The sequence below is a fragment of the Pseudomonas sp. HN11 genome, assembly GCF_021390155.1.
Classification (GTDB): Bacteria; Pseudomonadota; Gammaproteobacteria; order Pseudomonadales; family Pseudomonadaceae; genus Aquipseudomonas.
Map to the genome: position 1 here is coordinate 5832237 of NZ_CP089985.1, position 25161 is coordinate 5857397.

At 61.7% G+C, this 25161-nt stretch carries 26 protein-coding genes; 5 read left to right on the top strand and 21 right to left on the bottom strand.

Annotated elements, in window-relative coordinates; all coding sequences use genetic code 11:
* The first annotated feature begins 89 nt into the window (after window positions 1-89).
* Window positions 90-992, top strand: coding sequence for a LysR family transcriptional regulator (locus tag LVW35_RS26775; protein WP_233892736.1), 903 nt, complete (start codon window positions 90-92; stop codon window positions 990-992).
* Here LVW35_RS26775 and trhA read toward each other — a convergent pair.
* Window positions 987-1604, bottom strand: a complete 618-nt coding sequence (gene trhA, locus LVW35_RS26780) for a PAQR family membrane homeostasis protein TrhA (RefSeq protein ID WP_058426584.1) — start codon at window positions 1602-1604, stop codon at window positions 987-989. The two genes, LVW35_RS26775 and trhA, sit on opposite strands and share 6 nt — an antisense overlap.
* A gap of 144 nt (window positions 1605-1748) precedes the next feature.
* Between trhA and LVW35_RS26785 the strand changes: the two genes are divergently transcribed.
* On the top strand, window positions 1749-2663 hold the full coding sequence (locus LVW35_RS26785) for a LysR family transcriptional regulator (RefSeq protein WP_100491958.1): 915 nt from the start codon (window positions 1749-1751) through the stop codon (window positions 2661-2663).
* A 123-nt stretch (window positions 2664-2786) separates the two neighbouring features.
* Here LVW35_RS26785 and madM read toward each other — a convergent pair whose 3' ends face one another.
* The 14 genes from madM to LVW35_RS26855 all read right to left on the bottom strand — a co-directional run bounded on the left by madM (window position 2787) and on the right by LVW35_RS26855 (window position 12551).
* A complete protein-coding gene (madM, locus tag LVW35_RS26790) occupies window positions 2787-3551 on the bottom strand; it encodes a malonate transporter subunit MadM (protein WP_010207194.1) in 765 nt (254 codons plus the stop codon).
* 1 nt (window position 3552) lies between these two features.
* Entirely contained in the window at window positions 3553-3957 is a 405-nt protein-coding gene (gene madL / locus LVW35_RS26795; protein ID WP_095013852.1) for a malonate transporter subunit MadL, read from the bottom strand.
* 67 nt (window positions 3958-4024) lie between these two features.
* On the bottom strand, window positions 4025-4924 hold the full coding sequence (mdcH, locus tag LVW35_RS26800; protein ID WP_233892737.1) for a malonate decarboxylase subunit epsilon: 900 nt from the start codon (window positions 4922-4924) through the stop codon (window positions 4025-4027).
* A complete protein-coding gene (locus LVW35_RS26805; RefSeq protein ID WP_233892739.1) occupies window positions 4921-5508 on the bottom strand; it encodes a malonate decarboxylase holo-ACP synthase in 588 nt (195 codons plus the stop codon). The genes mdcH and LVW35_RS26805 overlap by 4 nt, the downstream gene beginning before the upstream one ends.
* The gene (gene mdcE, locus LVW35_RS26810) at window positions 5502-6272 is read right to left on the bottom strand and encodes a biotin-independent malonate decarboxylase subunit gamma (protein WP_233892740.1); all 771 of its coding nucleotides are present in this window, start codon (window positions 6270-6272) and stop codon (window positions 5502-5504) included. Before mdcE ends, LVW35_RS26805 begins: the two co-directional genes overlap by 7 nt.
* Window positions 6269-7111: a biotin-independent malonate decarboxylase subunit beta gene (locus tag LVW35_RS26815; protein WP_233892741.1), complete on the bottom strand. Its 843-nt coding sequence runs from the start codon at window positions 7109-7111 to the stop codon at window positions 6269-6271. Before LVW35_RS26815 ends, mdcE begins: the two co-directional genes overlap by 4 nt.
* Window positions 7104-7403, bottom strand: a complete 300-nt coding sequence (locus LVW35_RS26820; RefSeq protein ID WP_015886328.1) for a malonate decarboxylase subunit delta — start codon at window positions 7401-7403, stop codon at window positions 7104-7106. The genes LVW35_RS26815 and LVW35_RS26820 overlap by 8 nt, the downstream gene beginning before the upstream one ends.
* Window positions 7403-8236: a triphosphoribosyl-dephospho-CoA synthase gene (locus LVW35_RS26825; RefSeq protein ID WP_233892742.1), complete on the bottom strand. Its 834-nt coding sequence runs from the start codon at window positions 8234-8236 to the stop codon at window positions 7403-7405. The genes LVW35_RS26820 and LVW35_RS26825 overlap by 1 nt, the downstream gene beginning before the upstream one ends.
* Window positions 8237-9907 carry a malonate decarboxylase subunit alpha gene (gene mdcA, locus LVW35_RS26830; protein WP_233892743.1) on the bottom strand — a complete coding sequence of 557 codons (1671 nt, stop codon included), beginning with the start codon at window positions 9905-9907 and terminating at the stop codon, window positions 8237-8239.
* Between the two features lie 207 nt (window positions 9908-10114).
* A complete protein-coding gene (locus LVW35_RS26835) occupies window positions 10115-10504 on the bottom strand; it encodes a hypothetical protein (protein ID WP_233892744.1) in 390 nt (129 codons plus the stop codon).
* 7 nt (window positions 10505-10511) lie between these two features.
* Complete coding sequence (locus tag LVW35_RS26840; RefSeq protein ID WP_233892745.1) at window positions 10512-11141, bottom strand: nucleotidyltransferase domain-containing protein; 630 nt, start codon at window positions 11139-11141, stop codon at window positions 10512-10514.
* Window positions 11142-11202: 61 nt separating this feature from the next.
* Window positions 11203-11442 (bottom strand): DUF6124 family protein, encoded by a 240-nt coding sequence (locus tag LVW35_RS26845; RefSeq protein ID WP_028618292.1) that lies wholly within the window; start codon window positions 11440-11442, stop codon window positions 11203-11205.
* A gap of 328 nt (window positions 11443-11770) precedes the next feature.
* The gene (locus LVW35_RS26850) at window positions 11771-12190 is read right to left on the bottom strand and encodes a hypothetical protein (RefSeq protein ID WP_233896554.1); all 420 of its coding nucleotides are present in this window, start codon (window positions 12188-12190) and stop codon (window positions 11771-11773) included.
* Complete coding sequence (locus LVW35_RS26855) at window positions 12168-12551, bottom strand: polymorphic toxin type 44 domain-containing protein (RefSeq protein WP_073860050.1); 384 nt, start codon at window positions 12549-12551, stop codon at window positions 12168-12170. Before LVW35_RS26855 ends, LVW35_RS26850 begins: the two co-directional genes overlap by 23 nt.
* 252 nt (window positions 12552-12803) lie before the next feature.
* On the opposite strand from LVW35_RS26855, the gene LVW35_RS26860 reads away from it, so the two are divergent.
* Window positions 12804-13091 (top strand): HigA family addiction module antitoxin, encoded by a 288-nt coding sequence (locus LVW35_RS26860; protein ID WP_233892746.1) that lies wholly within the window; start codon window positions 12804-12806, stop codon window positions 13089-13091.
* Between the two features lie 97 nt (window positions 13092-13188).
* Here the strand turns inward: LVW35_RS26860 and LVW35_RS26865 are convergent, their stop codons facing one another.
* The 6 genes from LVW35_RS26865 to pilG are packed head-to-tail and all read right to left on the bottom strand — an operon-like array spanning window position 13189 to window position 22882.
* Entirely contained in the window at window positions 13189-13644 is a 456-nt protein-coding gene (locus LVW35_RS26865) for a chemotaxis protein CheW (protein WP_233892748.1), read from the bottom strand.
* The gene (locus LVW35_RS26870; RefSeq protein ID WP_233892749.1) at window positions 13637-19441 is read right to left on the bottom strand and encodes an Hpt domain-containing protein; all 5805 of its coding nucleotides are present in this window, start codon (window positions 19439-19441) and stop codon (window positions 13637-13639) included. Before LVW35_RS26870 ends, LVW35_RS26865 begins: the two co-directional genes overlap by 8 nt.
* Window positions 19442-19459: 18 nt before the next feature.
* On the bottom strand, window positions 19460-21529 hold the full coding sequence (locus LVW35_RS26875; protein ID WP_233892750.1) for a methyl-accepting chemotaxis protein: 2070 nt from the start codon (window positions 21527-21529) through the stop codon (window positions 19460-19462).
* The gene (locus tag LVW35_RS26880) at window positions 21526-22050 is read right to left on the bottom strand and encodes a chemotaxis protein CheW (protein WP_233892752.1); all 525 of its coding nucleotides are present in this window, start codon (window positions 22048-22050) and stop codon (window positions 21526-21528) included. Before LVW35_RS26880 ends, LVW35_RS26875 begins: the two co-directional genes overlap by 4 nt.
* Window positions 22051-22062: 12 nt before the next feature.
* Window positions 22063-22428, bottom strand: a complete 366-nt coding sequence (pilH, locus tag LVW35_RS26885; RefSeq protein ID WP_016976047.1) for a twitching motility response regulator PilH — start codon at window positions 22426-22428, stop codon at window positions 22063-22065.
* A 46-nt stretch (window positions 22429-22474) separates the two neighbouring features.
* A complete protein-coding gene (gene pilG / locus LVW35_RS26890; protein WP_003176671.1) occupies window positions 22475-22882 on the bottom strand; it encodes a twitching motility response regulator PilG in 408 nt (135 codons plus the stop codon).
* Between the two features lie 239 nt (window positions 22883-23121).
* On the opposite strand from pilG, the gene gshB reads away from it, so the two are divergent.
* Together gshB and LVW35_RS26900 are read left to right on the top strand one after the other, a co-directional pair.
* Window positions 23122-24093, top strand: coding sequence for a glutathione synthase (gene gshB, locus LVW35_RS26895; RefSeq protein ID WP_233892753.1), 972 nt, complete (start codon window positions 23122-23124; stop codon window positions 24091-24093).
* A 102-nt stretch (window positions 24094-24195) separates the two neighbouring features.
* Window positions 24196-25101, top strand: coding sequence for an energy transducer TonB (locus LVW35_RS26900; RefSeq protein ID WP_233892754.1), 906 nt, complete (start codon window positions 24196-24198; stop codon window positions 25099-25101).
* The last annotated feature ends 60 nt before the right edge of the window (window positions 25102-25161 follow it).

Here is a 25161-nt window from a genome sequence, read left to right on the forward strand (position 1 = left end):
ATCCAGAGACCTCAAGCCTAGAGGCAGGTGACAGCGCGCCGACAATGAATAAAGATGGCTCACCTATAAACAAAGGTTATGGACTTGCCATGCGCTTGCGTCATATCGAAATCTTCCAGGCCATCCGCCAGACCGGCTCCGTCAGCGCCGCCGCGCAATTGCTGCATGTGTCGCAACCGGCGGTGACCAAGGTGTTGCAGCACGCTGAATTGCAACTGGGCTTCCCCCTATTCTTGCGGGTGCGCGGCAAATTGCAGCCCACACCGGAAGCATTGGCGCTGGAAAACGAAGTGGAGAAGGTCACCGAAAGCCTGCAAGGCGTGCGACGCCTGGCCAAGAGTTTGCGCCGTGCACCAGGCCACAGTGTGCGTATTGGCGCAATCCCGGCGCTGGCCTTGTCACTGCTGCCGCCGGCGATTCTGGAGTGGAAGCGCAATTACCCGGACATGGCTTGCGAACTGTCCAGCGACCACAGCCGCGAGTTGGTGCAGAAGCTGCTGATGCGTGAGATTGACTTGGCGCTGACGCTCAACTTCTCCGGACATCCGGGCTTGACTACACTGGTGCTGGCCAACGGGGTGCTGGTGGCGCTGGCGTCCAAAGGCTATTGGTCTGACGCCGAACTAAGCCAACCATTACCCCTGGCAGATCTGGCAGGCACCGCGCTGATTGGTCTTTCCAGCGCCGACCCGTTGGCGACGAAACTCGACAGCTACCTGGAAAGCGTCGACCCACCGCCGCGGGTGACGATCTCGGTGCAAACCTATTCCCTGGCCCGCGCCATGGTGGAGTCCGGCGCCGGCCTTACGGTGATCGACCCCTTCACCGCCCTCGGTGCCTCGACCGCCACCACATGCATCCGCACTCTCACGCCGCCGTTGCCGATTACTCTGTACGCCCTCACCCGCGCCAATGAACCGCCGCCGCACATGTTGGCCAATCTGCTGCAGATCTTTGGCCTGCGCGCCCGTGAGCTTCTGGAGCGGCTATAAAACGTAATGCATGATCGCCACGAAGTGCAGCAAACTCCCGCCAATCACAAACAAATGCCAGATCCCATGGGAATGCCGCAGACGGTCCTCCAGGGCAAAGAAGATAATGCCAACGGTGTATAAAACGCCGCCCGACGCCAACCAGATAAACCCCGCCGTGCCCAGCGCGGCGAGCAGCGGTTTGACCGCCACCAGCACGATCCAGCCCATCACCGCGTAGATCACGATCGACAGGATGCGCGCCTCAGAGCGCGGCTTGATCTCCTGCAGGATGCCGATCACCGCCAGCCCCCATACAATCCCGAACAGCGTCCAGCCCCACGGCCCGCGCAGCGTCACCAGGCAAAACGGCGTGTAGCTGCCGGCGATCAACAGATAGATCGAAAAATGATCGACCTTCTGCATGATTTCTTTTCGACGCCCCTGAACGCTGTGGTACACGGTGGACGCGCTGTACAGCACCATCAAGGTAAAGCCATAGATCGCCACGCTGACGATCTTCCAGGGGCTGCCATCCAGGCTTGCCACCACCAGCATCCACACGGCGCCAATACACGCCGCGACTGCACCGAGCAAATGGCTCCAGGCGTTGAATCGTTCCCCGTGGTACATCTGTCACTGGCCTCCTGTAACCGTTAAGAACTGACTGGCAAGCGTCCAGCCTTGCGCATAAGAGTGCAAGCGGCGTGTGACGTTCCAGGGACGGCGAGTCGTTTTGCGGGCACAATCAACGGCATTCGAACAAGAGCCACGGCCATGCTGATCGACGAAGAGTTCACCCTCAAGAAGCTGGAAATCTTCCTGGCATTCATGCGCACCGGCAACCTGGCCCGCGCCGCCGCCGAGCTGCAAACCAGTAATGTCAGCGTGCACCGCGCCATCCACTCCCTGGAAAACGCCCTGCGCTGCCCGCTGTTCAAACACGAAGGGCGCAACCTCACGCCGCTGGAAAGCGCCTACGTGCTGGAAGAACGCGCGCAAAAGCTGGTCGCCGATGTGGTCGACAGCGTGCGCCTGACCCGCGAAGCGGCCGGTTTTTCCGCCGAGCGCTTCAAGCTCGGCTCGCTGTATTCGCTGACGGTGAAAACCGTGCCGCAATTGATCATGGGCCTGAAGATCCGCCGCAGCGAACTCAATATCGACTTGATCCTGGGCTCCAACTTCGACCTGCTCTACAAGCTCAAGAACATGGAAGTGGACGCGATCCTCATCTCCCTGGACGAACACGCCAACGACCCCGACTGCGAACAGATTGCGCTGTTTTCCGACGATATCTTTCTCGCCACCCCCGCCGATTCCCCCTTCGACCGCGAGCGGGAGATCGACCTTGCCGACGTGCGCGACGCAACCTTCATCACCCTCACCCAAGGCTTCGCTACGCACCAGGATGGAAATCGCGTGTTCAAGCAGGCAGGGTTCGAGCCGAAGGTGGCGATGCAGGTCAATGACATCTTCACGCTGCTGAGCATGGTCAGCTCGGGCGTGGGTTATGCACTGCTGCCAGGTAGGATTGCGGCGGTGTATGAAAACCGCGTGAAGCTGATACCGCTGCAACCCAGGTATCGGTTGCAGCAGCATATTGGTGTGGTGTTCCTGAAGGCCAAGGAGCGCGATCCGAACTTGCTGGCGTTGTTGGCGGAGTGTCGGATGTATGCCAATCGCCAAGCCTGAAAAACCGCTTTCGCGAGCAAGCCCGCTCCCACATTTTGACCGCATTCTCATGCTGGAACTCGGTCAAGTGTGGGAGCGGGCTTGCTCGCGAAGAGGCCCTAACTAGCAACACAAAGTCCAAACTTACCCAACCAACCCGCGTACGATGAAATAGAGCAACGAAGGCCCAAGCAGGCAACCCAGCCCGGTGTGGAACGTCGCCGTCAGCGCACCATACGGCACCAACCGCCGATCCGTCGCCGCCAAGCCCGCCGTCACACCGCTCACAGTGCCGGCCAACCCACCAAACACCATCGCCGAACGCGGGTTATCCAAGCCCATCCAGCGTGCCGCGACCGGTGTTCCCACCATGACCAGGATCGCCTTGATCAACCCGGTGGCAATCGACAGCGCCATCACATCCGAGGTCGCGCCGATCGCCGCGCCAGTCACTGGGCCGACGATGTAAGTCACGGCACCGGCACCGATGGTGGTCATGCTGATCGCATCGCGATAACCAAATGCCCAGGCCATACTCGCACCGACGATAAACGGCAGGATCGTGCCCAGCAGCAACGCGATCACACCGATCATCCCGGCCTTGCGCGCCTCGGTGGCTTGCACTTCAAAGGCCGTGGCGACAATGGCGAAGTCGCGCAGCATCGCGCCGCCCATCAAACCGATGCCGGAGAACAGCGCCAGGTCCGCCAGGCCTTTCTGACCGCCGGTGATCGTACCGCCGACCCATGCCAGTACCAGGCCGATGACAATGGCAATCGCCGAGCCATGGATACGTCCGAAGGTCAGCCGCTTGGACAGCACCACGGAAATCCACATCACCACGCCAACAAAGGCAAAGGCAGTGATCAGGCCGTTATGTTCCAAGCCTTTTTCGATGAGATCCCACATATCAGCGTCCTCCCACTGGAGCGATCATCGGCTCTTCATCGGGCAAGGGTTCGCCCTTGTGGGTACGGCTGATCAGCGCGATGGTGCAACCACACACCACCACTGAACCAATCGCAGCCAGCACCGCAACAGGGCCGCCATGCAGAGCGGTCACCACGTTTTGTTGCGCGGCCATCGCCACCACCACCGGGATGTACATCGCGCCCCAGAAACCCACGCCCATTTCGCAATCCTTGGTCATGCCGCCGCGCTTTTGCATCCACAAGCGGGCGCAGATCAGCAGGATCATCGCGATCCCCACCCCGCCCACGTTGGATTTGACGCCCAGCAACACGCCGAGCATGTCGCCCATGATCACGCCCGCAAGCGTGCAGATCGCCAGCAATGCCACACCGTAGATAATCATTGTTGTTGTCCTCAAAGTGCTCGATCGAAATTGTTGTTGTTGTGCTTCGAAAGCCTTGGGTGCTGCTTTATCGGTGGCGGCGCTCCTCCTCTTGCAGCAGGGCCTGCAAGGTGTCCAGGCGCGCACCTTCACAGGCGATCACCGTGCCTTGTTCGAATACGCGACGTGACAGGCCGGTGAGCACGGCGCCCGGTGGCAGTTCGATCTGCAGGCGCACGCCGCGCTCGTAGGCGCTTTGCACGGTGCCGCGCCAGTCGACGACGCGGCACATATTGAAGGCCAGGTCGTCGCGCAGTTGCTCAGAGTTATGGATCGGCCGCGCGCGGGTGCTGCTCAGGTAGGTGATACGCGGCGCCTTGAGTGGCACGAAGGCTTGCGCCAGGGCCTGTGCCGGTTGCTCCAGCAATGCGCAATGGGACGGCACGCTGACGGCCAGGCGCTTGGCGATGCCGTTGCCCTTGATGCGGTTGGCGACGAGCTTCATGGCCTGGTCGCTGCCAGCGATCACGGTTTGGTTGTCGGCGTTGATATTGGCCAGGTACACCGGGGTTTCAGGGCTGTGGATTTCGGCCAGCAGGCTTTCGACGGTGGATAACTCCGGGCCGATGATCGCGGTCATGCCGTAGCCCTGTGGATACGCGTTTTGCATCAGCTCGCCGCGCAGGCTGACCAGTTTGAGGGCGTCAGCGAAATCCAGCGCACCGGCCATCACTGCCGCCGGGTAGGCACCGATGGACAATCCCGCGACGTAATCGGGGCTGTGTTGCAGCAGGCGGGCGTGGGCCACGCCGACGATCAACAGGCAAAGTTGTACCGCGCGGGTATTCGCCAGGGCGTGCGCCGAATCCAATGCGCGAACGTCTTCACCCAAGGCATCGCTGGCATGTTCCAACACATCGGCCGGCAACGCCTGGAGCATGCCGGGGCGTTGGGCGCCCTGGCCGGGGAAGACGAGAAGGCTGCTCATGCTACGGCCTGCCAAGGGTCGAGGACGAGGTGCGCACCGCTGGCGGTTTTCAACAACACCCGTCGCGACGAACCGGCCCACTCGCGCAAGGCGACGGCGCCGAAAGGTGTCTGCAGTTGCAGATCCACAGTGCATGCGGCCTTGTCCAAGGTTGCCAACAGATCGCGTGAGTCGTTGCGATCCAGTGGCTCGGGCGTGCGCAGAATCAGGTCCAGATCGCTCTGGGCATGCAGAGCTTCAATGCCCGTGGCCAGCTCAAAACCCGCGCTGCCGGTGATGCCCCAATTCAAAGGCGCCAGCACCGGCCGCAGCTGTTCGAGTGCCTGCAAGGCCGGTAAGTCCCGTGTCGAGGCAACGTCACGCAGCGCTTCCGGTACGACTCTGCGCCGCACAGCGGCAATCGGCATCTCGGCGGCAAACCGCTGCTCACGCAAACGCCCGCGCACGCCCACCGCAACCCAGCCCGGCGCGACAATCGCGCGACGTACCACCACCGTGCCAATCGCCTCCACCGCCCACACCGGAGCGTTGGCAGGCAGATGCGCCGGAGTCATGCCCCAGAGCAGGTCGTGGGCGTTCACCATTGTTCCCGCAGCAGTTGGCGCACGTGGCTGGAGGCAGCGCGATTGGTCGCACCAAGACGGCCGCTCAAGTCGGTGCTACCAATATCCTTGATCGCACTCACCAGGCAATCGCTGACCCGCGCCACATCCTCCGGTGTAGGCTCTTCAATTTGGCTGACCGACAAGGTTTCCCACAGCAAACCCAGGCTGGCGTAACTGTCGATGTCATAGGCCATGGGCGGCACGCTGGCGGCCAAGGCTTCCAACTCTTCAACGCTGCGCAAGGTCACGCGCGCGGCCGAGGCCTTGCCCATGGCGTGCACCATCACACCAGGATCGCGCAGGGCGATCAAACGGTTGGCTTGGTACCCATGGGCGAGAAACGCGCCGGACATGGCCTTGCCCACCAGCAGCGCGATCACCGGATGCCCGGCCAGGCGAGCACGAGCGTAGCTGTCGGCGGCGGCGGCCAGGGCCTGGTGGATGCCGAGGGCTTCTTCGCGACGCCCGTAGGCTTGGCTCGGTACATCGACGATGGCGATGATGGGGCGCTTATCGCCACGAGCGATGGCTTCATCGACGGCCTTCGCCAGACCCCAGCCTTCCAGCAGGCCGACCTCGCCATGGCGCGCGCGGGGGAAGCGGTTTTGCGCGTCGGTGACCACGGCGATATAGCGCACCGGCTGTTCACCCAGCACACCATCGGCGACTTTCAGCGAGTTGGGCAAACCCTCAACGGCTATTGCCCCGACGCTCAATGCGTTGAACCACTGCAAACCTCTCATGAGCGTTCTCCTTGATACAGCGCGCGTACCGTCGCCGGGTCGATTTGCGGCGTGGCGTCCAGTTCGGCCAGGCGCGCCAAGTAATATGGGGCCTGACGGCTGCGTTGTTGGGCGGGCAAGCCCTGTTCCAACACTGCGCTGACGGTCTGTTGAATCTCGGCCACATCGTCAACGACATACCGGTCGGTCAAGCCGCTGTTGAAGCGTTGCTCACCGCCGGTGAGGCTCCAGATGAAAGGCCGGTCGCGGGAGTCGTATTCTTCAAGGCCCGCTTCCTGTTCGATCACTTGCGGGCCGTTCAAACCCAGGCGCGCTTCGCGGGTGACGACAAGGTAACTGCACAAGCCAGCCGCGATGGACATGCCACCAAAGCAGCCAACACTACCGGCTACCACGCCGATCACCGGCTGGTATTGGCGCAGATCGACAATCGCCGCATGAATATCAGCGATGGCCGCCAGGCCCAGGTTGGCTTCTTGCAAGCGCACGCCCCCGGTTTCCAGCAACAGGACGGCCCGCGTGGGAATGCCCTTGCGATTGTCCTCCACCGCCAGCTCCAGGGCGCCGGCGATTTTCGCGCCGCCGACCTCACCGAGGCTGCCACCCTGGAAGTTACCTTCAATGGCCGCAATCACCACAGGCTTTCCATCAATGCTGCCCTTGGCGATCACCACACCGTCATCGGCCTGCGGCACCACGCCTTGACGGCTGAGCCACGGTGACATGACGCGCTGGAACGGGTCGATCAATTCGCGGTAAGAGCCTTTGTCCAGCAACGCCTTGGCCCGCTGCCGAGCACCCAGCTCAACGAAGCTGTGTTTGGCGAGTAACTCAGTCATGGCCGATCTCCTCGAAACCCTGCTCCAGGCGCAAGCGCACCACACCGGGAGTGGCGCCAAAGTCATGGATATCAATGTTCAAGGCCGGTGGCGTCTGCTCCTGAAAGATGCGTTCGAACAGATGCTGCCAGCGTTGTTCGGCGCCATTCACCGAGGTTTGCACCTGGATGGTCAGGGTGCCCGGCGTGCCCGGTTCCAGCAGCACTTCCAGATCGCCCGAACCGACGCAGCCCACCAGCGCACGGCCTTTTGGCGGCTGCCCGGCGGGGAATTCAAAGGATAAGGTTTCCATCACAACGCTCCGTCGAGGCGATCGATAAACAGGCAGGCGGCCAACAGGTCGGCCGCGCCGCCGGGGGAGGCATTCAGGGCCAGCAGTTGAAGGTCCAGCGCGTGCAGTTGGCGACGACCGCCGAGGGTTGCGCTGCCGCCTGCATCCAGCACGGCCTGGGCGCCGCGTTGCATAGTTTGAAGGCCTTCGGTGCCGGCACGGTAAAGCACGCAGGTGTCGGCCAGGTCCGTCATGATCGCGAGCAAGGCGTCCAGGCGCGCGTTCTGTTCGCCGGCGTTTTGCTGACGGCTTCGGTGCAGCTGCGGCAAGCCGCGTTGCACCACGGACGGGAAGCCCAGCTGCGCTTCTTCACGGGCGCCGCGGGCGCCGTAACGGTGGGCGACTTGAGCACCGTGGCTCATGGGCTGCGGTGCATAGCGGTCGTTGAGCAAGGCCAGTTTGGCTGCCGTCAGCGTGACGGCGCGTGGTGCCAGGGCGGCGGCGGCGGTGAGCAAACCAAGGGCCCAAATCGCGCCGCGATGGGTATTCACACCATTGGTGGTGGTCAGCATTGCCTGCTCACCTTCACGACCAAGACGCCCGAGGGCTTCGCGCAGGGGCAAGCCGACTTCACCGAATTCAATCGCCGCCTCGGCCATCTCCTTGAACATCGGCCACAGCGACAACGCCGAGGCGTGCATCAGGCCAAGGTGCAGATCGCTGTGGGCGCCGTTGCCACGCCGGTCCACCAGGGCGGGTTTGGGCGACAGGTCCGCTTCATCGATCAACGCATCGACGGCCATGTCCGCCAGACGTTCGGCGAGGGTCAATTCCTGCAGTTTGAGTGCGCGCATTTACCAGCTCCTGAACTTGGCGGGGGGGTTGTACAGACCACCGGACCAGTCCACCAGGTCGGCCACGCTCTTGGCGGCCAACAGTTCGCGGGTGGCGTCGGTGCGGCGGATGCCCAAGTCTTCAGGCAAGGCGATCAAGCCTTCGCGGCGCATGCGCGCGGTATCTTTGGGATTGTGGCGCATGCCGATGGTAGTGACGCCTGCAACGGCAGCGATCATCGCCTGGCGCTCTTCGAGTGAACGCGCTTTGTACAGGTAGGCGATGCCTTCTTCGGTGAGCAGGTGGGTGACGTCATCGCCGTAGATCATGATCGGCGCCAGGGGCATGCCGCTTTTGCGGGCGACTTCCACGGCGTCGAGGGTGTCGACGAAAGTGGGTTTGCCGCCCTCCTGAAAGGTCTCGACCATTTGCACCACGAGTTTTTTGCCGCGCTCCAGCAAGGCTTCAGGTGCATCGTCATGGCGCATATCCAGCCACGCCGGCGTGCCATGACGGCGGCCGCGTGGGTCATGGCCCATGTTCGGTGCGCCACCAAACCCGGCCAGGCGGCCACGGGTCACGGTGGAGGAATGGCCGTCACCGTCGACTTGCAGGGTGGCGCCGATAAACAGGTCCACCGCGTATTGGCCGGCCAGTTGGCAGAACATCCGGTTGGAACGCATCGAGCCGTCGCGGCCGGTGAAGAACACATCCGGCCGGGCGGCGATGTAGTTTTCCATGCCCAGTTCGGTGCCGAAGCAGTGCACGCTTTCTACCCAGCCACTTTCGATGGCGGGGATCAGGGTTGGGTGCGGGTTGAGGGTCCAGTTGCGGCAGATCTTGCCCTTGAGGCCAAGGGATTCACCGTAGGTCGGCAGGATCAATTCGATGGCGGCGGTGTTGAAACCGATGCCGTGATTGAGTGACTGCACATTGTGTTTTTCGTAGATGCCACGGATCGCCATCATCGCCATCAGCACGTGAACTGGCTTGATATGGCGTGGGTCGCGGGTGAACAAAGGCTCGATGTAGAAGGGTTTGTCGGCCACCACCACAAAATCCACCCAGCTCGCCGGGATGTCGACGCGGGGCAAATCGGTGACGTCATCCACCAACTGGTTGACCTGCACGATCACGATGCCATCGCTGAATGCCGCAGGCTCAATCAGCGCAGGCGTGTCTTCGGTGCTCGCTCCTGTGTAGATATTGCCGGCGCGGTCGGCCATGAAACCGGCGGAAAGCACCACGTTGGGGATCAGGTCCACCACCAGCCGCGCATAGAGTTCGATGTAGGTGTGAATCGCGCCGATTTCCAGCAAGCCGTCTTCCAGCAACTGGCTGATGCGCAGGGATTGGGTGCCGGCGAAGGAGAAATCCAGCTTGCGGGCGATGCCTTTTTCAAACAGGTCCAGGTGCTCGGAACGGCCGACACTGGGCATGATCATGTGCAAGTCGTGGAGCTTGGCCGGGTCGGTTTTGGCCAGGGAGCGGGAGAGGAAATCGGCCTGTTTCTGGTTGTTGCCTTCCAGTACCACGCGGTCGCCGGGGAGGATCAATGCTTCAAGCGCCTCGACGATCCTGTCGCTGGGCAGCACCGCGCCGTCTGCAAATTGTTTGACCAGCCCGAGCCGCCGCTGCTTCTCGTCGCGCCGCCGCGTCCAGCGCGAGTCGGGGGTGAGTGTTGTTGTCATGGTCGCTCCACGGGTTTGCTGTCGTGGGGCTTACCTTAGGAGTGATTGAGAGGGCCATCAATCAAGCTCGGCGGTGAACCGTTACGGCTGGAGTAACAAAGCCTGTGTAGGAGCTGGCTTGCCAGCGATAGCGGTCGCTAATTGAACAATGTGCCAACTGACCGCACGCCATCGCCGGCAAGCCGGCTCCTACAGTTGACCGGTGATTCATTCCCACCTATGACCAGCAAGCAATGCTTCCACATTGCTCATTAATATCTTCGCACCTTCCATTAATTGGCCCAGCAGCGCCTCATCTTCATCCATGTACCCTTCATATTCCGCGAGGTTCCGACGCTCATGACACAACGCCAACAACCTCACCTGCACCTTGCCAGCGTCTGCGGTATGAACCAGGCATTGGAAGACCAGATAGCGTTTATCCGAGCGATAACCTTGCAAGCGCAAGGCCGTAAGGGCGATAGCATGAGCCGCGTTGTAAGCCAGGTCGAAACGACTGGCGAATGATAACTGTGGGTTGCCGGCATCCCTCAGCCGATCCCTGGCTGAACGCATCAGCCCATCACACTCTTTGCGATCCGGCGGCTCAGCCTTCAAACCGCCGCTACGTTACAGATTCTCCAGGTTTACCTTGTTGTCCATCCGTGGATTCCAGGGGGTTGCTCCCCATCAGGTTGATCTTGTCCTGCTGCACGACCCGCTGCACAAAACTGTTCCCGGCATTCCATTTGCCGATCCAGTCTTCAGGGGTGTAAAGCGTCGGGTTGAGGGTGCGGCCCAGTTGCTCTTCGAGCGGCATGAGCTGCTCCATGACTTCACTGTAGTTGAGGCTTTCACCGATCAACATGAGATCTATGTCACTGGATGAGTGCGCCTCGCCCTTGGCGATGGAGCCGTAGATAAACGCCCAGGTTATCTGCTTGGCGAACGGCGCCAGTGCAGTGCGCAATGGTTCATCCAGGCTCAGGGTCTTGCGCACGATGGCCAACAACTCCGAGTAAATCGGGCATTGGGGGTTGGCTTGGTAATGGGTCTGGTTGCCTTGGCGCGTCATGCTCAAGATGCCCGCCAATTGCAGACGTTCAAGCTCACGAGTGAGGCTGCCCTTGCCCACCTGGGCCCATCGCGCAATCTCATTGGTGAAGAAGCTTTGGTCGGGTTTGCCGAACAGCAGGCCCAGTACTTTTTGTTGGGTGACGGTGAAGAGTGCAGTGCTGATCGGCAAGGTGTGCATGGCAACGGCCAAAGAGTCCCAAAAAGGGAACGATAGGTCCCTTTTTGGGAACGATCAAGTTTTAAGCGACTGCAGAAGGGGAAATCTGTTCCAGGGCCCGATCCACTAATAGCTGCCCCAGCTCCGCCATTTGCTGGATGCCGAGCATGATCGCGCGCTGGGAGGTGTCCAGGTCGAAGGCGAGATTGCAGGTGAGTGCGTTAAGAGAAGACAGGGTTTCGCTGGCGTTGACCAGCAGGGTTTCGGTGTTTTCGTGCGGGTTTACGGTGAAGAGGGGCGGATTGGGGGTAGGTTTGACCATGATGAAGCTCCTAAACAGTGAGTAAGGAGCGCCACCGTTCGCTTGCACGCGAATGAGGGTGGCGACCGTGCGCAGGTGTGCAAGACCGGGCCTGTTTAGGACACCCAGCAGGTCCGAAGACCTCCTGCGCGCAGCCGCCATAAAACAGCGAGCACAAAAAACGCCCGTTGGATGGCTGGGCGTTCGTACGCCTAAACAGTTTCGTCGGACTTGCACGTCCGTGTCACCGTTTTTTGCGATGACGGGACAAAGACTAGGCGCGCTGACGGCACGCGACAAGTTCATGCACAGCCCAAAATCTTGCAGGAAAAATCCGAAGCCAGCCGGTCTACAACTTCATGTCTATTCTCACAGCCCCCAAACCTTCGAGCGGGTAACTACGGTATTCATAAACCTCCCCACGAACAGTAAGGCGGATGAGGCCAGCCTGTCGGGTGACTTGAACATCCGGCTCTTTAGTTTTCAGAAAGGGATGTGCCGAAACCAGCGCTGTCAGTATCTCCCGATCACTACCTAAGTCCTTATGAACGTAGTACCTGTAGGAAAATCCCACTGTCGCGCCGCCCTGACCGTCACGTGCTCCATAAATTGAGCTGCCGTTGCCCAAGGAGTGTTTCAAAACCACTTCGTCCAAATCCGGTGTACCGGATGACATGATCCAATTGCCCCCGATATAAATCAGGCAGGCTACCAGCAGGCAGTTGCGCAGAACCGGCAAGAGGCCCTTAGTAGCCCTGAGAAATTGCATACTCAATACCCCTCCTTATCCAATATTGATCTCGAGGATCATCGCCAAAAGGGTCTGCGCCCCACCATGACCCAAATTCCGGCTTGGTGGTTTTTGCGAATGTTTGAGCGACACCTGCTGCCCGTAACAGAACATGCTCGGGAATACCCAGCACCGTACCTGTAGCACCATAATTGAAGTTACCAAAAGCTTCGTACTGACGCCCTCGCTTCTTGTAGTTCCATGGGCCGGCAGCCCTGACCTGTGAGTAAAACCAGGAATAAGCGAATGCCGAGCCTGGCTGGAGATGAGTGCCTTTACACTTGGCGGTCGCCATATTTTCGAGAAGTGAAACACCCGGCGGCATTAACGGTACGGCCATTTGCGAATCCTTGCTGGCTGTGAGGAGCGCTGAACCTAGCACCCCACCTGGCACTGAACCTCCCGCACAATCCAGATACAGAACTTGCCTACAACAACTCCATCCTATTCCGACATTTGTAGGGTCAAACTGCACCAGAGTGAGCAAACTCGGAAGGCCGATAGGAAGATTCATACAATGGTTTAGGGTTGCTGCTCGGAAATGACCGGCCTAGCCTCGCGACTGATACTCATCGCCGTCGGACAGACCAACATGCCCATGCACAACCCACCTCACCCAGGTGAAATCCTGCTTGAAGATGTAATCCCTGCCCTGGACATCACCATCACCGAAATGGCCCGGCGCCTGGGATTCGCCCGTGAGAGGTTTTCGAGGATTTTGCATGGGCGTGCGCCTGTTAGTCCTGACTTGGCGGTGCGGCTTGAGCGGGCAGGTGTGAGCACGGGGCAGTTATGGCTGTCGATGCAGAGTGCTTATGATTTGTGGCAGGCCGAGCATCGGGAGCAGCCGGTGATTGAGCGGTTTGCGCGGATTGATTGAGGTTTGGAGGCGAGCACAATTCAGTGTGGGAGCGGGCTTGCTCGCGAAAGCCCGCTCCCACATTTGGAACTTCATAGGGATTTGAATAGGTGGGCAATCAAGCCAAGCCGGATTCAACCAAGAGCGCTTCGATGCCCATAAGGTCCGGCACCTTCGCCACATGCTCGCCCACCTGCACCGCCGCCAGCTCCAGCGGGCACAGCGGCACGTCCACGTAGCTCAATTCACTATCAAGCTTGTACGACCGTGGAATGCCCTGGATCACCAGCGCAATAAACTTCAGCGTCGGCCGCCCACCCAACGCGTTCAACACCACTATCCGCGAGCGTTCGCCGGTCACGCTGGCTTCACCGCACACCGCTTCAAAGCTGATCAGCGGTATCTGCCGGTCACGCCAGGTCACTTGCCGCAAATACCACGGCGGCGCATCGCTGGCCGGTTCGCCGCGTTGGAAGTCGATCAGCTCGGCGATGGCCACGTTGGGCAGCACCAGATGGCGGTCGGCCAGGGGCAGCAGCAGGCCGGTGAGTTGGCTGGAGCGGTGGTCAAGCATGGGACTTGCTCCAGTAGGCGATGCTTTCGAGCAGCACCGATTCCTGGTACGGCTTGCCGAGGTAGTCGTTGACGCCGATGGCCATGGCGCGGTCGCGGTGTTTCTGGCCGGTGCGCGAGGTGATCATGATGATCGGCAGGCGCATCAGCCGGGGGTCGTTGCGCACTTGGGTGGCGACTTCGAAACCATCCATGCGCGGCATTTCGATGTCGAGCAGCATCAGGTCCGGGGTGTGTTCTTCAAGCAATGCGAGCGCGTCGATGCCGTCTTTGGCGGTGAGCACGTTCATACCGTTGCGCTCCAGCAGACGGCTGGTGACTTTGCGCACGGTGACTGAATCATCCACCACCAGCACCAGCAACGGGCGCTTTTTCAGCGGGTCGTTGAGGATCAGCGGCGCATCCACCGCTTGGGCCGGCAAGGCCGGTGGGCGGGCGCGGATATGCGCCAGCAAGTCGATGATCAACACCACGCGGCCATCGCCCAGAATCGTCGCGCCAGACAAGCCCTGCACGCCGGCGAACTGCGGCCCCAGGCCCTTGACCACGATCTCCCGCGTACCAGCCATGGCATCCACATGAATGGCCACGCGCCGCTCATTGCATTGCACCAATAGCACCGGAACCGGTTGATACTGGCCCAGCAGTTTCGGGCGACTGACGGTGTGCAGCAGGTCGCCCAGATAGAACAGTTCATAGCGCTGGCCGGCGTATTCATAACTTGGGGGATTGTGCTGATAGTGCCCCGCCAGCTCATGGGGCAGCACCCGCACCAGTCCTTCGATGGTGTTGAGCGGAATCGCGTACTGATCGTCTGCGCACTGCACCATCAGCGCACGGTTGACCGACACGGTGAACGGCAAGCGGATACGGAAGTGCACCCCCACGCCCGGCGTCGAGTCAATGACCATTGAGCCGCCTAACTGACGCACTTCTTCATGCACCACATCCATGCCCACGCCGCGCCCGGAAATCTGCGTGATTTTTTCCGCCGTGGAGAAGCCCGGCTGCAGAATGAACTGCAACACGTCACGGTCGCTGATCTCTTGATTGGGGTCGAGCAAACCACGCTTGATCGCCTTGCGCCGCACGGCCTCCAGCGGCACGCCGGCACCGTCGTCGCGCATGTCGAAGACGATATCGCCGCCTTCGTGGGTGAGGTCCAGGGTGATGCGACCTTTCTCCGGCTTGCCGGCCAGCAGCCGCGCATCACGGGATTCCAGGCCATGGTCCACCGCGTTGCGCAGCATGTGTTCCAGCGGCGCGGCCATGCGTTCCAGCACGTTGCGGTCCATCTCACCCTCGGCATTGCCGACAATGAATTCCACGTCCTTGCCCAGTTCGCCGGCCACCTGGCGCACGATGCGCTTGAGGCGTGGCAGCATGCGCTCGAACGGCACCATGCGCGTGCGCATCAGGCCTTCCTGCAACGCGGTGTTGATGCGTGCCTGTTGCTGCAACAGGTCGTGGGCGTCCTCGTTGCGGCGCTCAAGGGTGTCCTTGAGGTCGAGCAGGTCGGAGGCGGATTCGGACAGCGCTCGGGACAGTTGCTGTAGTTGCGAATGACGGTCCATTTCCAGCGGATCGAATTCTTCATAACCCAGGCGCTCGGCTTCGGCTTGCTGGCGGCTGAGGATGCGGCCCTGGGTTTCGGCGTCGAGACGACGCAGTTGGTCGCGCATACGTTCGATGGTGGTTTCCACCTCAGTCAGGGCGATGCGCGCGTCGTTGACTTGTTGTTCGATGCGGCCACGGAAGATAGAGGTTTCACCGGCCAGGTTGACCAAATCGTCGAGCAGCTCGGCAGAGATCTTCACCATGTCGGTCATCGGATCGACGACGGCCTCCGCCTTGCCCGCAGGCAACGCTACCGGAGTCACCGGTTCGTCGCTCGGATGCACCAGGCTTTTGATGCGCTCGATAAGCTTGTCCACCGAGCCGACCGACAAACCGTCGGCCACCGCGTCGATCATCTGCGCCAAACGGTCGTGGCAGCCTTGCAATAACGCAAACAGCTCCGGGGACGGCGCGAGCAAACCGGCGGACAGGCCTTCGTAGAGAAATTCCAGCTCATGGGCCAGGTCGCCGATGGGCGCAATCTCGACCATGCGCGCGCCGCCCTTGAGAGTGTGCAGGTCACGCAGCAGGGTCTCCACTTCCTGGCGATTACCCGGCTCGGCCTGCCAACGCGACAGCGCAGAACTGGAGCTGTCGAGGATGTCGGCCGCTTCTTCGAGGAAGATATCCAGTAGCTCGGGGTCGGCCCCGGACGCTGGCGGCGTGGCAGCCGGTGCGGCTGGCGCGCTGCCTTGGCGGAATGCGCGCACCCTGGCGATCAAGTCGGCGCTGTCGCTCAGGGGCTGGTGATGCTGCAGTTCCTCAAGCTGCAAGGCGAGCCGTTCATGGCTGGCCATCAGCAGTTGGGACAGTTCGGCAGAGTAGCTGTAGCGGCGGTCCACCAGCCCTTCGTACAGGCATTCCAACTCGTGGGCTAGGTCGCCAATGGCCTCGATTTCAGCCATGCGCGCACCGCCCTTGAGGGTGTGCAGATCGCGTTGCAACGACGACAACGGCGCGGCGTTGTCGGGCTCCAGCAACCAACGCTTGAGCGACTGCCCGGCGCTGTCGAGGATGTCCACGGCTTCTTCCAGGAAGATCTCGACGATTTCATCGTCCATCGCCGTTTGGTGATCCAACTGCTGTGTGGCGGCGCCCAGTTCGGAAATGCTCAGCGTGCGGCTGCCGTCGCTTTTGATCAGTCCGGTGGCGGACGGGTCGAGGGCTTCGTCCAATAACTCGCGCAGGGCTTGGACACGGGCCGGCGCCGGGCTAATTTCCTGGCCGGCGGCCAACTGGTCGAGCATGCTGATCAGTGCTTCATGGGCCTGTTCGGCCTCATGGAAAAACCGCTCGCTGACCGCCAGGCTGCTTTCCTCAACAGCGCCGTACAGGTCGAGCAAGGCTTCACAGAGTGCGTCGATGGCGTACAGGTCGGCAACGTGTGCGCCCTCCCCCAGCGTGGTCAATTCATCCAGCAGCGCAGTGAGTTCCTGGCGTTCGCCGGGGTGTTGCTGCCAGCGACGCAGCAGGCTTTCTGCGTCGAGCAGGATGTCCATGCCTTGGGCCAGGAAGCTGGCGATCAGCTGGGGGTCGCGCTTGACGGGCACATCGAGCAGCGCGTCAAGCTGCTGAGCCAGCAGGTTTTGGGTGCGGTTGATCAGGTCTTGCGCACCGTTGATCGGCGCCAGGGGATCGCTGTCCAGATCGCGCAGCCCACGCTGAAACAGGCCCTCGGCTTCCAGCAGCAACTCCACTTCGTCCAGGTCCAGCGGCAGGCGGTGGGCCTTGTATTCGCGGGTCAGGTGATCCAACGGGCGCGCCAGCTCGGCGATCGGCAACACGCCAGCCATGTAGGCGCTGCCCTTGAGGGTATGCAGGGCGCGTTGCAATTCATCGCTGACTTGCAGCGGCACATGCTCGGCGGCCTGGTGCAGGAAATGATTGAGGCTGTCCAGATGGCTTTGGGCTTCGTTGCGGAAGATCTCCAGCAGCATCGGATCATGAGGCTCGGCAGCCGACACTGATGTGCCGCTGGCCAAAGCGTGGGCGCGGGCGGCCAGGGCGTCGACCTCATCCCTTTGGCACTGGTCGTCGATGGCAAAGTCGGCGATCAACTCCGGCAGCAAGGCCACCGCTTCGTCCAGCACCTGCTGCACGTCGGGGCCGAGGGCTACGCTGCGCTCCAACACACGGTTCAGCAGGTTTTCCACCGCCCAGGCCAACTCGGCCAAGACCAGGGCACGGACCATGCGACCGCTGCCTTTCAGGGTGTGGAAGGCACGGCGCATTTCGCCTTGGGCGGTTTTGTCCGTGCTGTCGGGCAGGTAACGGTGCAGCACCTCGAGGACTTCGTCGGTCTCCTCAAGGAAGACTTCACGCAGTTCATCGTCGATGGGTTCTTCATCGGCCGGCGGCGGCAACAGGCTGCCAGGGCGCTGCAGGGCCGGCGGGTTCAGCCGCGACGTTGGGCTGGCGAGTGCGTCGAACTGGGATTGGCTCGACGTTGCCTCGGCCGAGAGTACGCCATCCGGTGCAACCAGGGCCTCGCGCCAGGGTTTTTCGACGGGCAGGTAACCGAGTGCGGCCAAGCCTTGGGTGGCCAGTTCCAGCACGCGTTCGCCCGCAGCGTCCGGGTCCTGGAGCATGCGCTCCAGGTAGTACTCCAGGCTGCTGATCACGTCGGCGAAATGCGCCAGTTGCATCTCGGAGGGCAGTGCGTCGTTACCCATCAACGGTTCGTCGACGTAATCGGCACAGCCGCGCATCAGGCTTGCAGCGCGGGGCAACGGGATCATCGCCAGGGCGCCGCGAACCTGGCTCAGCAGCTCCGGCAGGGACTCCAAGCGCTGGCGGTCCCAATCGGCTTCGATGCAGTCGATCACCAGTTCCTTGGCTTGCTTGAGGCACTGGCAGGATTCACGGATCACCAACTGGTGGATCTGGGTCAGGTCGGTGGTGGGCAGGCGGCTTTCTTCGCGGCTTTCCGGTTCGACGGTGCCGACCATGCCCGCCAGCGTGGCCTCGACATAGAGCAGCGCGCCGGCGACGTCCATCAGCACGGCGTCGTTGGGCTCGCGTTGGCCTTGGGCCAGGCTCAGCACCACGGCAAGTTGGTCGATGATGACCTTACGCGGTTGGCCGAAGCCCAGTACGGCCAGGGTGTCGGCGATCTGCCTCAACGGCGCGAGCAGCGCGTCAAGGTCGCTGGCGTGCTGACGGTCGCTGCGTACGAACAAATCGAGGCGTTCTTTGACTCGCACCAGTTCTTCACACAAGGCCCCCAGCACCGAGCCCATGGCATTTCGGTCCGGCCCGGCCAGGCGCGCGCGTTCGGCATCGACCACGGTACTGTCGGGCAGGGCTTCATCCAGGCCGTAGCGTTCTTTCAGGCTTTGCATGCGCGGCGTTGGCCGGGTGACCTTGGCGACATAAAACAGCAGGCTCTTGAGCAGTTCATCCGGCGCAGGCTGGTTGATCCCGCCGATGCCCTGGGCCAGCAGCCGCTTGAGTTGTTTGTCGCTGGCCTTGAGCAGGCTGCGCAGCGCCGGGCTGTTGGCGATCACACCCGTGAGCATGCCTTCGACCATTGCCGAGGTGACTTGCCACAGCGGCAACAGCGGCGCGCCCTGGCACAAGGCTTCAAGGCGTGCGAACACCCGAGCCATGTCTTCGAGGTTGCTGGGGCCATGGTCTTCACGCAGCAGCCCGGCCAAGGCTTGTTGCAGCAGTTGGTGCCACTGGCGCAGTTGTTCTTTCAGGTCGGGCATCGCGCGCTGGGCCAGGGCCTCATCCGGCAACGGCGCGATGGTCAGCAGTTGCGGACTGAACAGGCTGGTTTCCGACAGCAGGCTTTCCCCGCGCGCGCTGCGCAGGTCGTTGAGCAGTGGCAACACCACCAGCGGCAGATCGCGCCGGGCGCTATGTACGCGGTCCAGGTACAGCGGCAATTGAGTCAGGGCCTGCTGCAGCAAGCGGATGCTTTCGTCGCGCTGACTGACGCTTCCGGCTTGCAGGGCCAGGGCCAGCGCTTCGACTTCCTCCGCCAACAGCGCCGCGCCGTAGAACTCGACCATCTGCAACGCGCCATGCACTTGATGGACACACGCCAGGCACTCGCTGATCGCCTCGCCGTCTGAGATTTCGACGTACGCGTCGAGCGCCGAGCGAGCCTGTTTCAGGGTTTCGGCAATGTCGCCCTTGACCCACTCGAGGGCCACGTAGTCGTGCCGATCAACCATAACTGCTCCGCGTTGAAATCATGAATGGCTGTGGGGCTGTTCATCCACCGGACGCGCCGGCGGCAAGGTGAAACCCGACACCGACCGGCGCAACTGGCTGGCCATTTTCGCCAGGTTGCCGATGCTTTCGGCGGTGGCCGTGGAGCCGGACGAGGTCTGGGTGGTAATCTGCTGGATCACGTTCATGGTCAGGGAGATCTGCCCGGCCGAACTCGTCTGCTGCTGCGCCGCGTTGGAAATGCTCTGGATCAGCGCCGCCAGGGTCTTCGATACGCCTTCGATTTCTTCCAGCGCCACTCCGGCGTCCTGGGCCAGCCGCGCGCCGCGCACCACTTCGGTGGTGGTCTGCTCCATGGAAATGACCGCTTCGTTGGTGTCGGCCTGGATCGCCCGCACCAGGGTTTCGATCTGCCGGGTCGCCGCCGATGAACGCTCGGCCAGGCGCTGCACTTCATCGGCGACCACCGCAAAACCACGCCCGGCATCCCCGGCCATGCTTGCCTGGATCGCCGCGTTGAGGGCGAGGATGTTGGTCTGGTCGGCAATGTCATCGATCAGGCTGACGATGTCGCCAATTTCCTGGGACGACTCGCCCAGGCGCTTGATGCGCTTGGCGGTGTCCTGGATCTGCTCGCGAATGTTATCCATGCCGTGGATGGTGTTGTGCACCACCTCGTTGCCCTTGTTGGCGATTTCCACCGAGCGCTCTGCCACCGCCGAGGATTCGGCGGCGTTGGCCGAGACCTGATCGATGGACTGGGCCATCTGGTTGATCGCAGTAGACGCCTCGGCAATCTGCTGAGCCTGGTGCTCCGAGGCCTGGGCCAGGTGCATGGCAGTGGCCTGGGTGTCCTGCACGGCACCGGCGACTTGCCCGGCGGTGAGGTTGATGGTGGCGACCAGATCACGCAGCTGGTCGACGGAATAGTTGATGGAGTCGGCGATGGTGCCGGTGAAGTCTTCGGTCACCGAGGCGGTCACCGTGAGGTCGCCGTCGGCCAGGTCTTCGATTTCATCCAACAGGCGCATGATCGCATTCTGGTTGCGCTCGTTCTTCTCGGCGGTTTGATGCAATTGGCGGTTGGTCTCGCGCACCATCACCAGGCCGATCAGGATGATCGAGGTCAGCGCCAACAGGCCCAGCACATAACCGCCGATGGTGTCGAAGCTGCGCCCGCTGGCGAGGTTTTCAAAGCCGGTGGCCAGGTGCGAGGCTTCATCGAGCAGGGTTTGCGACAGGTTGAAAATATTGCTCGCCGAGGCCCGCACTTGGAACAGTTGCGGCGAGGTCTCGAGGATTTCGTCCACGGAACCGGAGACAAACTCGAACAACTCGGCGATTTCAGCCAGCCGCGCACGGGCGTCGCGGTCTTCGACCTGGGTGATGCGTAGGCCGGGGTTGCCCTGGAGCATGCCGTTGAGCACCTGGCCGAAGCGGTTGGCGTCGCGGCCAAAGGCGTCGGCGGCCTGCACGGCGGTTTCGTCGCCGGCCAGCACCGTGTTCACCGCGCCGAGAATGCGTTCGGCCAGCAACGATTGGCGCTGCGCCACAGCCACCTGGCTGGCCGGGGCACCACGTTGCAGGAGGATATCGACGACCTTTTCCGACTCCATCTGCAATTGCGGCACGGTTTCGGCCAGGGTCGCGGCCACCTGATGCAACGACAGCACGGTCTGTTCGCTGGCGAGAATCGCATCGGTGTTTTTCAGCAGCGCTTCCCAGTCGGTTTGCACCGCGTGCATTTCGGCACGCACTGCATTTGGCGCGGCAGGCAGGCCGGTTTCCGGGTCTCCTTTTTTCAGGAAGCCCCAGCGCTGGGCGAAGTCGTTGCGCGCATCGCCCAGCAGCTTGAACGCCGCAGCCTTGCCGGCGGCGGCTTCGGTGGCGTTCTTGGCGATGCGCTGGGACAGCACGCGCAGCTCACCGGCGTGGCCGATGTACTGTTTATCGTAGGTGGACTGGGTGTTGAGGTACGCAAAGTTGGCGAACAGCAACATGATGAACACGATCAGTGCAATGAACAGCACGATGATCTGCGAACGGCTGCGCGAGCCGGCCTGGGGCTTGAGTGCGGTAGCGGTGGTCATGCAGCAACATCCATGAAGCCAGGGGCCTGGGCCAGAGCAAAGGGGCTGAACACCTGCCACGACGGGTCACCGTCGAACCGGCCCTGAATAAACGCTAAGTCGGGCGTAGCGTTCTCCCGCCAGGCGTCTTGTGCGAAATGCTGCATTCCCACCACCTCGTCAACCAGCAGCCCGACAAACAAGTCGTTGAACTCCACCACCAGCACTCGCCGTTGTTTGCGCGCCTTGGACAGTTCAAGGCCGAGGAACCCACCCAAGTCCATCACCGGCAACAGGCGCCCGCGCAGGTTGGCCACGCCCTTGACCCAGGGCTTGACCCCGGGCATCAAGGTGCAACGCGGTTCGTGCAGGACTTCGGCGACTTCGCCCATGGGCGCCACATACCAGTGCCGGCCCAGGCGGAAGCCAATCCCGCTCCAGCGTTGCAGGCGGGTTTCCTGGGACGGCAGGTCGGCGGCCAGCAGGCGACAGCGGCGGTCGATGTCCAGCAACAACTCAAAGGCGGTTTGCGACTCGGTCATGATGGCGAACCGTCAGCCGGCCAGCACCTTGTTCAGGGTGGCGATCAGGGTTTCTTCATCCACCGGTTTGGTCAGGTAATCCTTGGCACCCTGGCGCGCGCCCCAGATCTTGTCGGTTTCCTGGTCCTTGGTGGTGATGATGATGATCGGGATGCCGTTGGTTTCCGGCTCCTTGGACAACTGGCGGGTGGCCTGGAAGCCATTGAGGCCCGGCATCACGATGTCCATCAGCACAGCATCGGGCAGTTCCTGGCGGGCCAGGGCCACGCCGTCCGCGCCGTTTTCGGCCTTGAGGACCTGGTGGCCATGCTTTTCCAGCATGCCGGTCAGTTTGTACATTTCGGTCGGCGAATCGTCGACGATCAGAACACGTGCCATGGTTTTCCCCACTACATAAGTGGACGCCGGCCCTTGTGAGGCGGTGTCAGTGTGCTTGTTCTACTGCGGCGAACCCCGGCACGTAGGCCTTGATCGCGCTCAGCAGTTCTTCCTTGCTGAAAGGCTTGGTCAAAAACTGATCGACACCGACGATGCGCCCCTTGGCCTTGTCGAACAGGCCATCCTTGGACGACAACATGATCACCGGGATCGACTTGAACGCCGGGTTGTTCTTCACCAGCGCGCAGGTCTGATAGCCATCCAGGCGCGGCATCATGATGTCGACAAAAATAATGTGCGGATGATGATCAACAATCCGGGCCAGGGCATCGAAACCGTCGATGGCCGTGATGACATCGCACCCCACGTTCTTCAACAAGGTTTCAGCGGTGCGGCGGATCGTCTTCGAATCGTCGATCACCATCACTCTCAAGGCGTTGGAATGCTGTTCCATATCTGCTCTGCCATCGCCACAGCGAATCGGTTTCCGGTGTGTACTGCCTGATGTTGCACAGGATGAGCGCCGCAAGCCTTGGAATTCAAGGGCTGACGCGCCGTGGCAGTCTTTTTAGCACAGTCTCCGGGCGCAATCTATCGAGCAACCGGCCAGGTGGTTTTTCCTTGACCCACAACAGCCGCAGCGCCACTCTGACGCCACTTTTATGCGCCCTTATTTGCTAGAGGAAATCCCCCATGAGCGTTCGCGTCGGCATTGTCATGGACCCTATCGCCAGCATTTCCTATAAAAAGGACAGCTCGCTGGCCATGCTCCTGGCCGCCCAGGCCCGCGGCTGGACCCTGTTCTATATGGAACAGCGCGATCTTTACCAGGGCGACGGCGAGGCCCGTGCACGCATGCGCCCGCTGCAGGTGTTTGCCAACCCGGAGAAGTGGTTTGAACTGTCGGACGAAATCGACAGCCCATTGAGCGATCTGGACGTGATCCTGATGCGCAAGGATCCGCCGTTCGACATGGAATTCGTCTACTCCACCTACTTGCTGGAGCAGGCCGAGCGCGCCGGTGTGCTGATCGTCAACAAGCCGCAGAGCCTGCGCGATTGCAATGAAAAGCTGTTCGCTACCCTTTTCCCGCAGTGCACGCCGCCGACCGTGGTCAGCCGCCGCGCCGATGTGCTGCGTGAATTCGCCGCCAAACATGGCGATGTGATCCTCAAGCCCCTGGACGGCATGGGCGGCACCTCGATCTTCCGTCACCGTGCCGGCGACCCGAACCTGTCGGTGATCCTGGAGACCCTGACTGCCCTGGGCACCCAGCAGATCATGGGCCAGGCTTACCTGCCGGCGATCAAGGACGGTGACAAGCGCATCCTGATGATCGACGGCGAGCCGGTGGATTACTGCCTGGCGCGCATCCCGGCGGCGGGCGAGACCCGTGGCAACCTGGCGGCCGGTGGGCGTGGTGAAGCCCGTCCCCTGTCGGACAAGGACCGTTGGATTGCGGCCCAGGTCGGCCCGACCCTGCGCGAAAAAGGCCTGCTGTTCGTGGGACTGGACGTCATCGGCGAGAACCTCACCGAAATCAACGTCACCAGCCCCACCTGCATTCGCGAGATCGACAACGCATTTGGCACGAACATCGGCGAAATGTTGATGGCCGCGATAGACGCGAAGCTGCAAGCCACAAGCGCCAAGCCGCAAGTTTAAGGCAAACCGCGCTTAGTCTTGCCGCTTGTAACTTGCCGCTTGAAGCTAAAAACCAACATTGCGCTATCATGCCGAACCCTGAAACACGCGATGTTGGTTTTTATGCCCCTCCCGTCCGACCTGCCCCCCGAACTCTCCCACAGCGGCGTGCGCCCGGCTGATCGGCTCGGATTTACCCTGTTCCTGGCCGCGTTGATTCACCTGGCCCTGATCCTCGGCGTGGGTTTCACCATGGTAGAGCCCAAGCAGATCAGCAAAACCCTGGAAATCACCCTCGCCACGTTCAAAAGTGAAAAGAAGCCCGAGAAGGCTGACTTCCTCGCCCAGGACAATCAGCAAGGCAGTGGCACCCTCGACAAGAAAGCCGTGCCCAAGACCACCGAAGTGGCGCCGTTCCAGGACAACAAGGTGAATAAAGTCACCCCGCCGCCGGTGCCCAAGCCGGAGGTCAAGCAGGCCGCGCCCAAGGCGGCAGTGACCACCGTCGCACCCAAGCCGCAAAAAGCCCCGACCCAGCGCGAAAAGACCAAGACCGAACCCACGCCCGAGCCCGTCAAGCCGGCGCCGACCTTCGACAGCTCGACCCTGTCCGACGAAATCTCCAGCCTCGAAGCCGAACTGGCCAACGAACAGCAGCTGTACGCCAAGCGCCCGCGCATCTATAGGCTCAACGCCGCCTCGACCATGCGCGACAAAGGTGCCTGGTACAAAGACGAGTGGCGCAAGAAGGTCGAGCGCATCGGCAACCTCAACTACCCAGAAGAAGCGCGACGCCAACAGATTTACGGCAATTTGCGTCTATTGGTTTCAATCAACCGCGACGGCACGCTCTATGAAGTGCAGGTGCTGGAGTCGTCCGGCCAGCCGCTGCTGGACCAGGCCGCCCAGCGCATCGTGCGCCTGGCCGCGCCCTTTGCGCCGTTCAGCGGTGATTTGAACGACGTCGATCGTCTGGAAATCATCCGCACCTGGAAGTTCGCCAAGGGCGATCGGTTGTCGAGCAATTGATGACAATTGCCACCTGTGGCACATCACCAGCTTGTCAGCTCGCCCCTCCACCGCCACACT

Excerpts from the sequence above, each read along its gene's own strand:
- LVW35_RS26815 (WP_233892741.1), bottom strand. The coding sequence starts at position 7,111 with ATGACTGAGTTACTCGCCAAACACAGCTTCGTTGAGCTGGGTGCTCGG.
- trhA (WP_058426584.1), bottom strand. The coding sequence starts at position 1,604 with ATGTACCACGGGGAACGATTCAACGCCTGGAGCCATTTGCTCGGTGCA.
- LVW35_RS26820 (WP_015886328.1), bottom strand. The coding sequence starts at position 7,403 with ATGGAAACCTTATCCTTTGAATTCCCCGCCGGGCAGCCGCCAAAAGGC.
- LVW35_RS26785 (WP_100491958.1), top strand. The coding sequence starts at position 1,749 with ATGCTGATCGACGAAGAGTTCACCCTCAAGAAGCTGGAAATCTTCCTG.
- LVW35_RS26840 (WP_233892745.1), bottom strand. The coding sequence starts at position 11,141 with ATGCACACCTTGCCGATCAGCACTGCACTCTTCACCGTCACCCAACAA.
- LVW35_RS26865 (WP_233892748.1), bottom strand. The coding sequence starts at position 13,644 with ATGCTTGACCACCGCTCCAGCCAACTCACCGGCCTGCTGCTGCCCCTG.
- mdcH (WP_233892737.1), bottom strand. The coding sequence starts at position 4,924 with ATGAGCAGCCTTCTCGTCTTCCCCGGCCAGGGCGCCCAACGCCCCGGC.
- LVW35_RS26850 (WP_233896554.1), bottom strand. The coding sequence starts at position 12,190 with ATGCAATTTCTCAGGGCTACTAAGGGCCTCTTGCCGGTTCTGCGCAAC.
- LVW35_RS26775 (WP_233892736.1), top strand. The coding sequence starts at position 90 with ATGCGCTTGCGTCATATCGAAATCTTCCAGGCCATCCGCCAGACCGGC.
- madM (WP_010207194.1), bottom strand. The coding sequence starts at position 3,551 with ATGTGGGATCTCATCGAAAAAGGCTTGGAACATAACGGCCTGATCACT.
- LVW35_RS26875 (WP_233892750.1), bottom strand. The coding sequence starts at position 21,529 with ATGACCACCGCTACCGCACTCAAGCCCCAGGCCGGCTCGCGCAGCCGT.
- LVW35_RS26855 (WP_073860050.1), bottom strand. The coding sequence starts at position 12,551 with ATGGCCGTACCGTTAATGCCGCCGGGTGTTTCACTTCTCGAAAATATG.
- pilG (WP_003176671.1), bottom strand. The coding sequence starts at position 22,882 with ATGGAACAGCATTCCAACGCCTTGAGAGTGATGGTGATCGACGATTCG.
- LVW35_RS26825 (WP_233892742.1), bottom strand. The coding sequence starts at position 8,236 with ATGCGCGCACTCAAACTGCAGGAATTGACCCTCGCCGAACGTCTGGCG.
- mdcE (WP_233892740.1), bottom strand. The coding sequence starts at position 6,272 with ATGAGAGGTTTGCAGTGGTTCAACGCATTGAGCGTCGGGGCAATAGCC.
- LVW35_RS26880 (WP_233892752.1), bottom strand. The coding sequence starts at position 22,050 with ATGACCGAGTCGCAAACCGCCTTTGAGTTGTTGCTGGACATCGACCGC.
- LVW35_RS26900 (WP_233892754.1), top strand. The coding sequence starts at position 24,196 with ATGCCCCTCCCGTCCGACCTGCCCCCCGAACTCTCCCACAGCGGCGTG.
- mdcA (WP_233892743.1), bottom strand. The coding sequence starts at position 9,907 with ATGACAACAACACTCACCCCCGACTCGCGCTGGACGCGGCGGCGCGAC.
- LVW35_RS26805 (WP_233892739.1), bottom strand. The coding sequence starts at position 5,508 with ATGGTGAACGCCCACGACCTGCTCTGGGGCATGACTCCGGCGCATCTG.
- LVW35_RS26860 (WP_233892746.1), top strand. The coding sequence starts at position 12,804 with ATGCCCATGCACAACCCACCTCACCCAGGTGAAATCCTGCTTGAAGAT.
- LVW35_RS26845 (WP_028618292.1), bottom strand. The coding sequence starts at position 11,442 with ATGGTCAAACCTACCCCCAATCCGCCCCTCTTCACCGTAAACCCGCAC.
- gshB (WP_233892753.1), top strand. The coding sequence starts at position 23,122 with ATGAGCGTTCGCGTCGGCATTGTCATGGACCCTATCGCCAGCATTTCC.
- madL (WP_095013852.1), bottom strand. The coding sequence starts at position 3,957 with ATGATTATCTACGGTGTGGCATTGCTGGCGATCTGCACGCTTGCGGGC.
- LVW35_RS26870 (WP_233892749.1), bottom strand. The coding sequence starts at position 19,441 with ATGGTTGATCGGCACGACTACGTGGCCCTCGAGTGGGTCAAGGGCGAC.
- pilH (WP_016976047.1), bottom strand. The coding sequence starts at position 22,428 with ATGGCACGTGTTCTGATCGTCGACGATTCGCCGACCGAAATGTACAAA.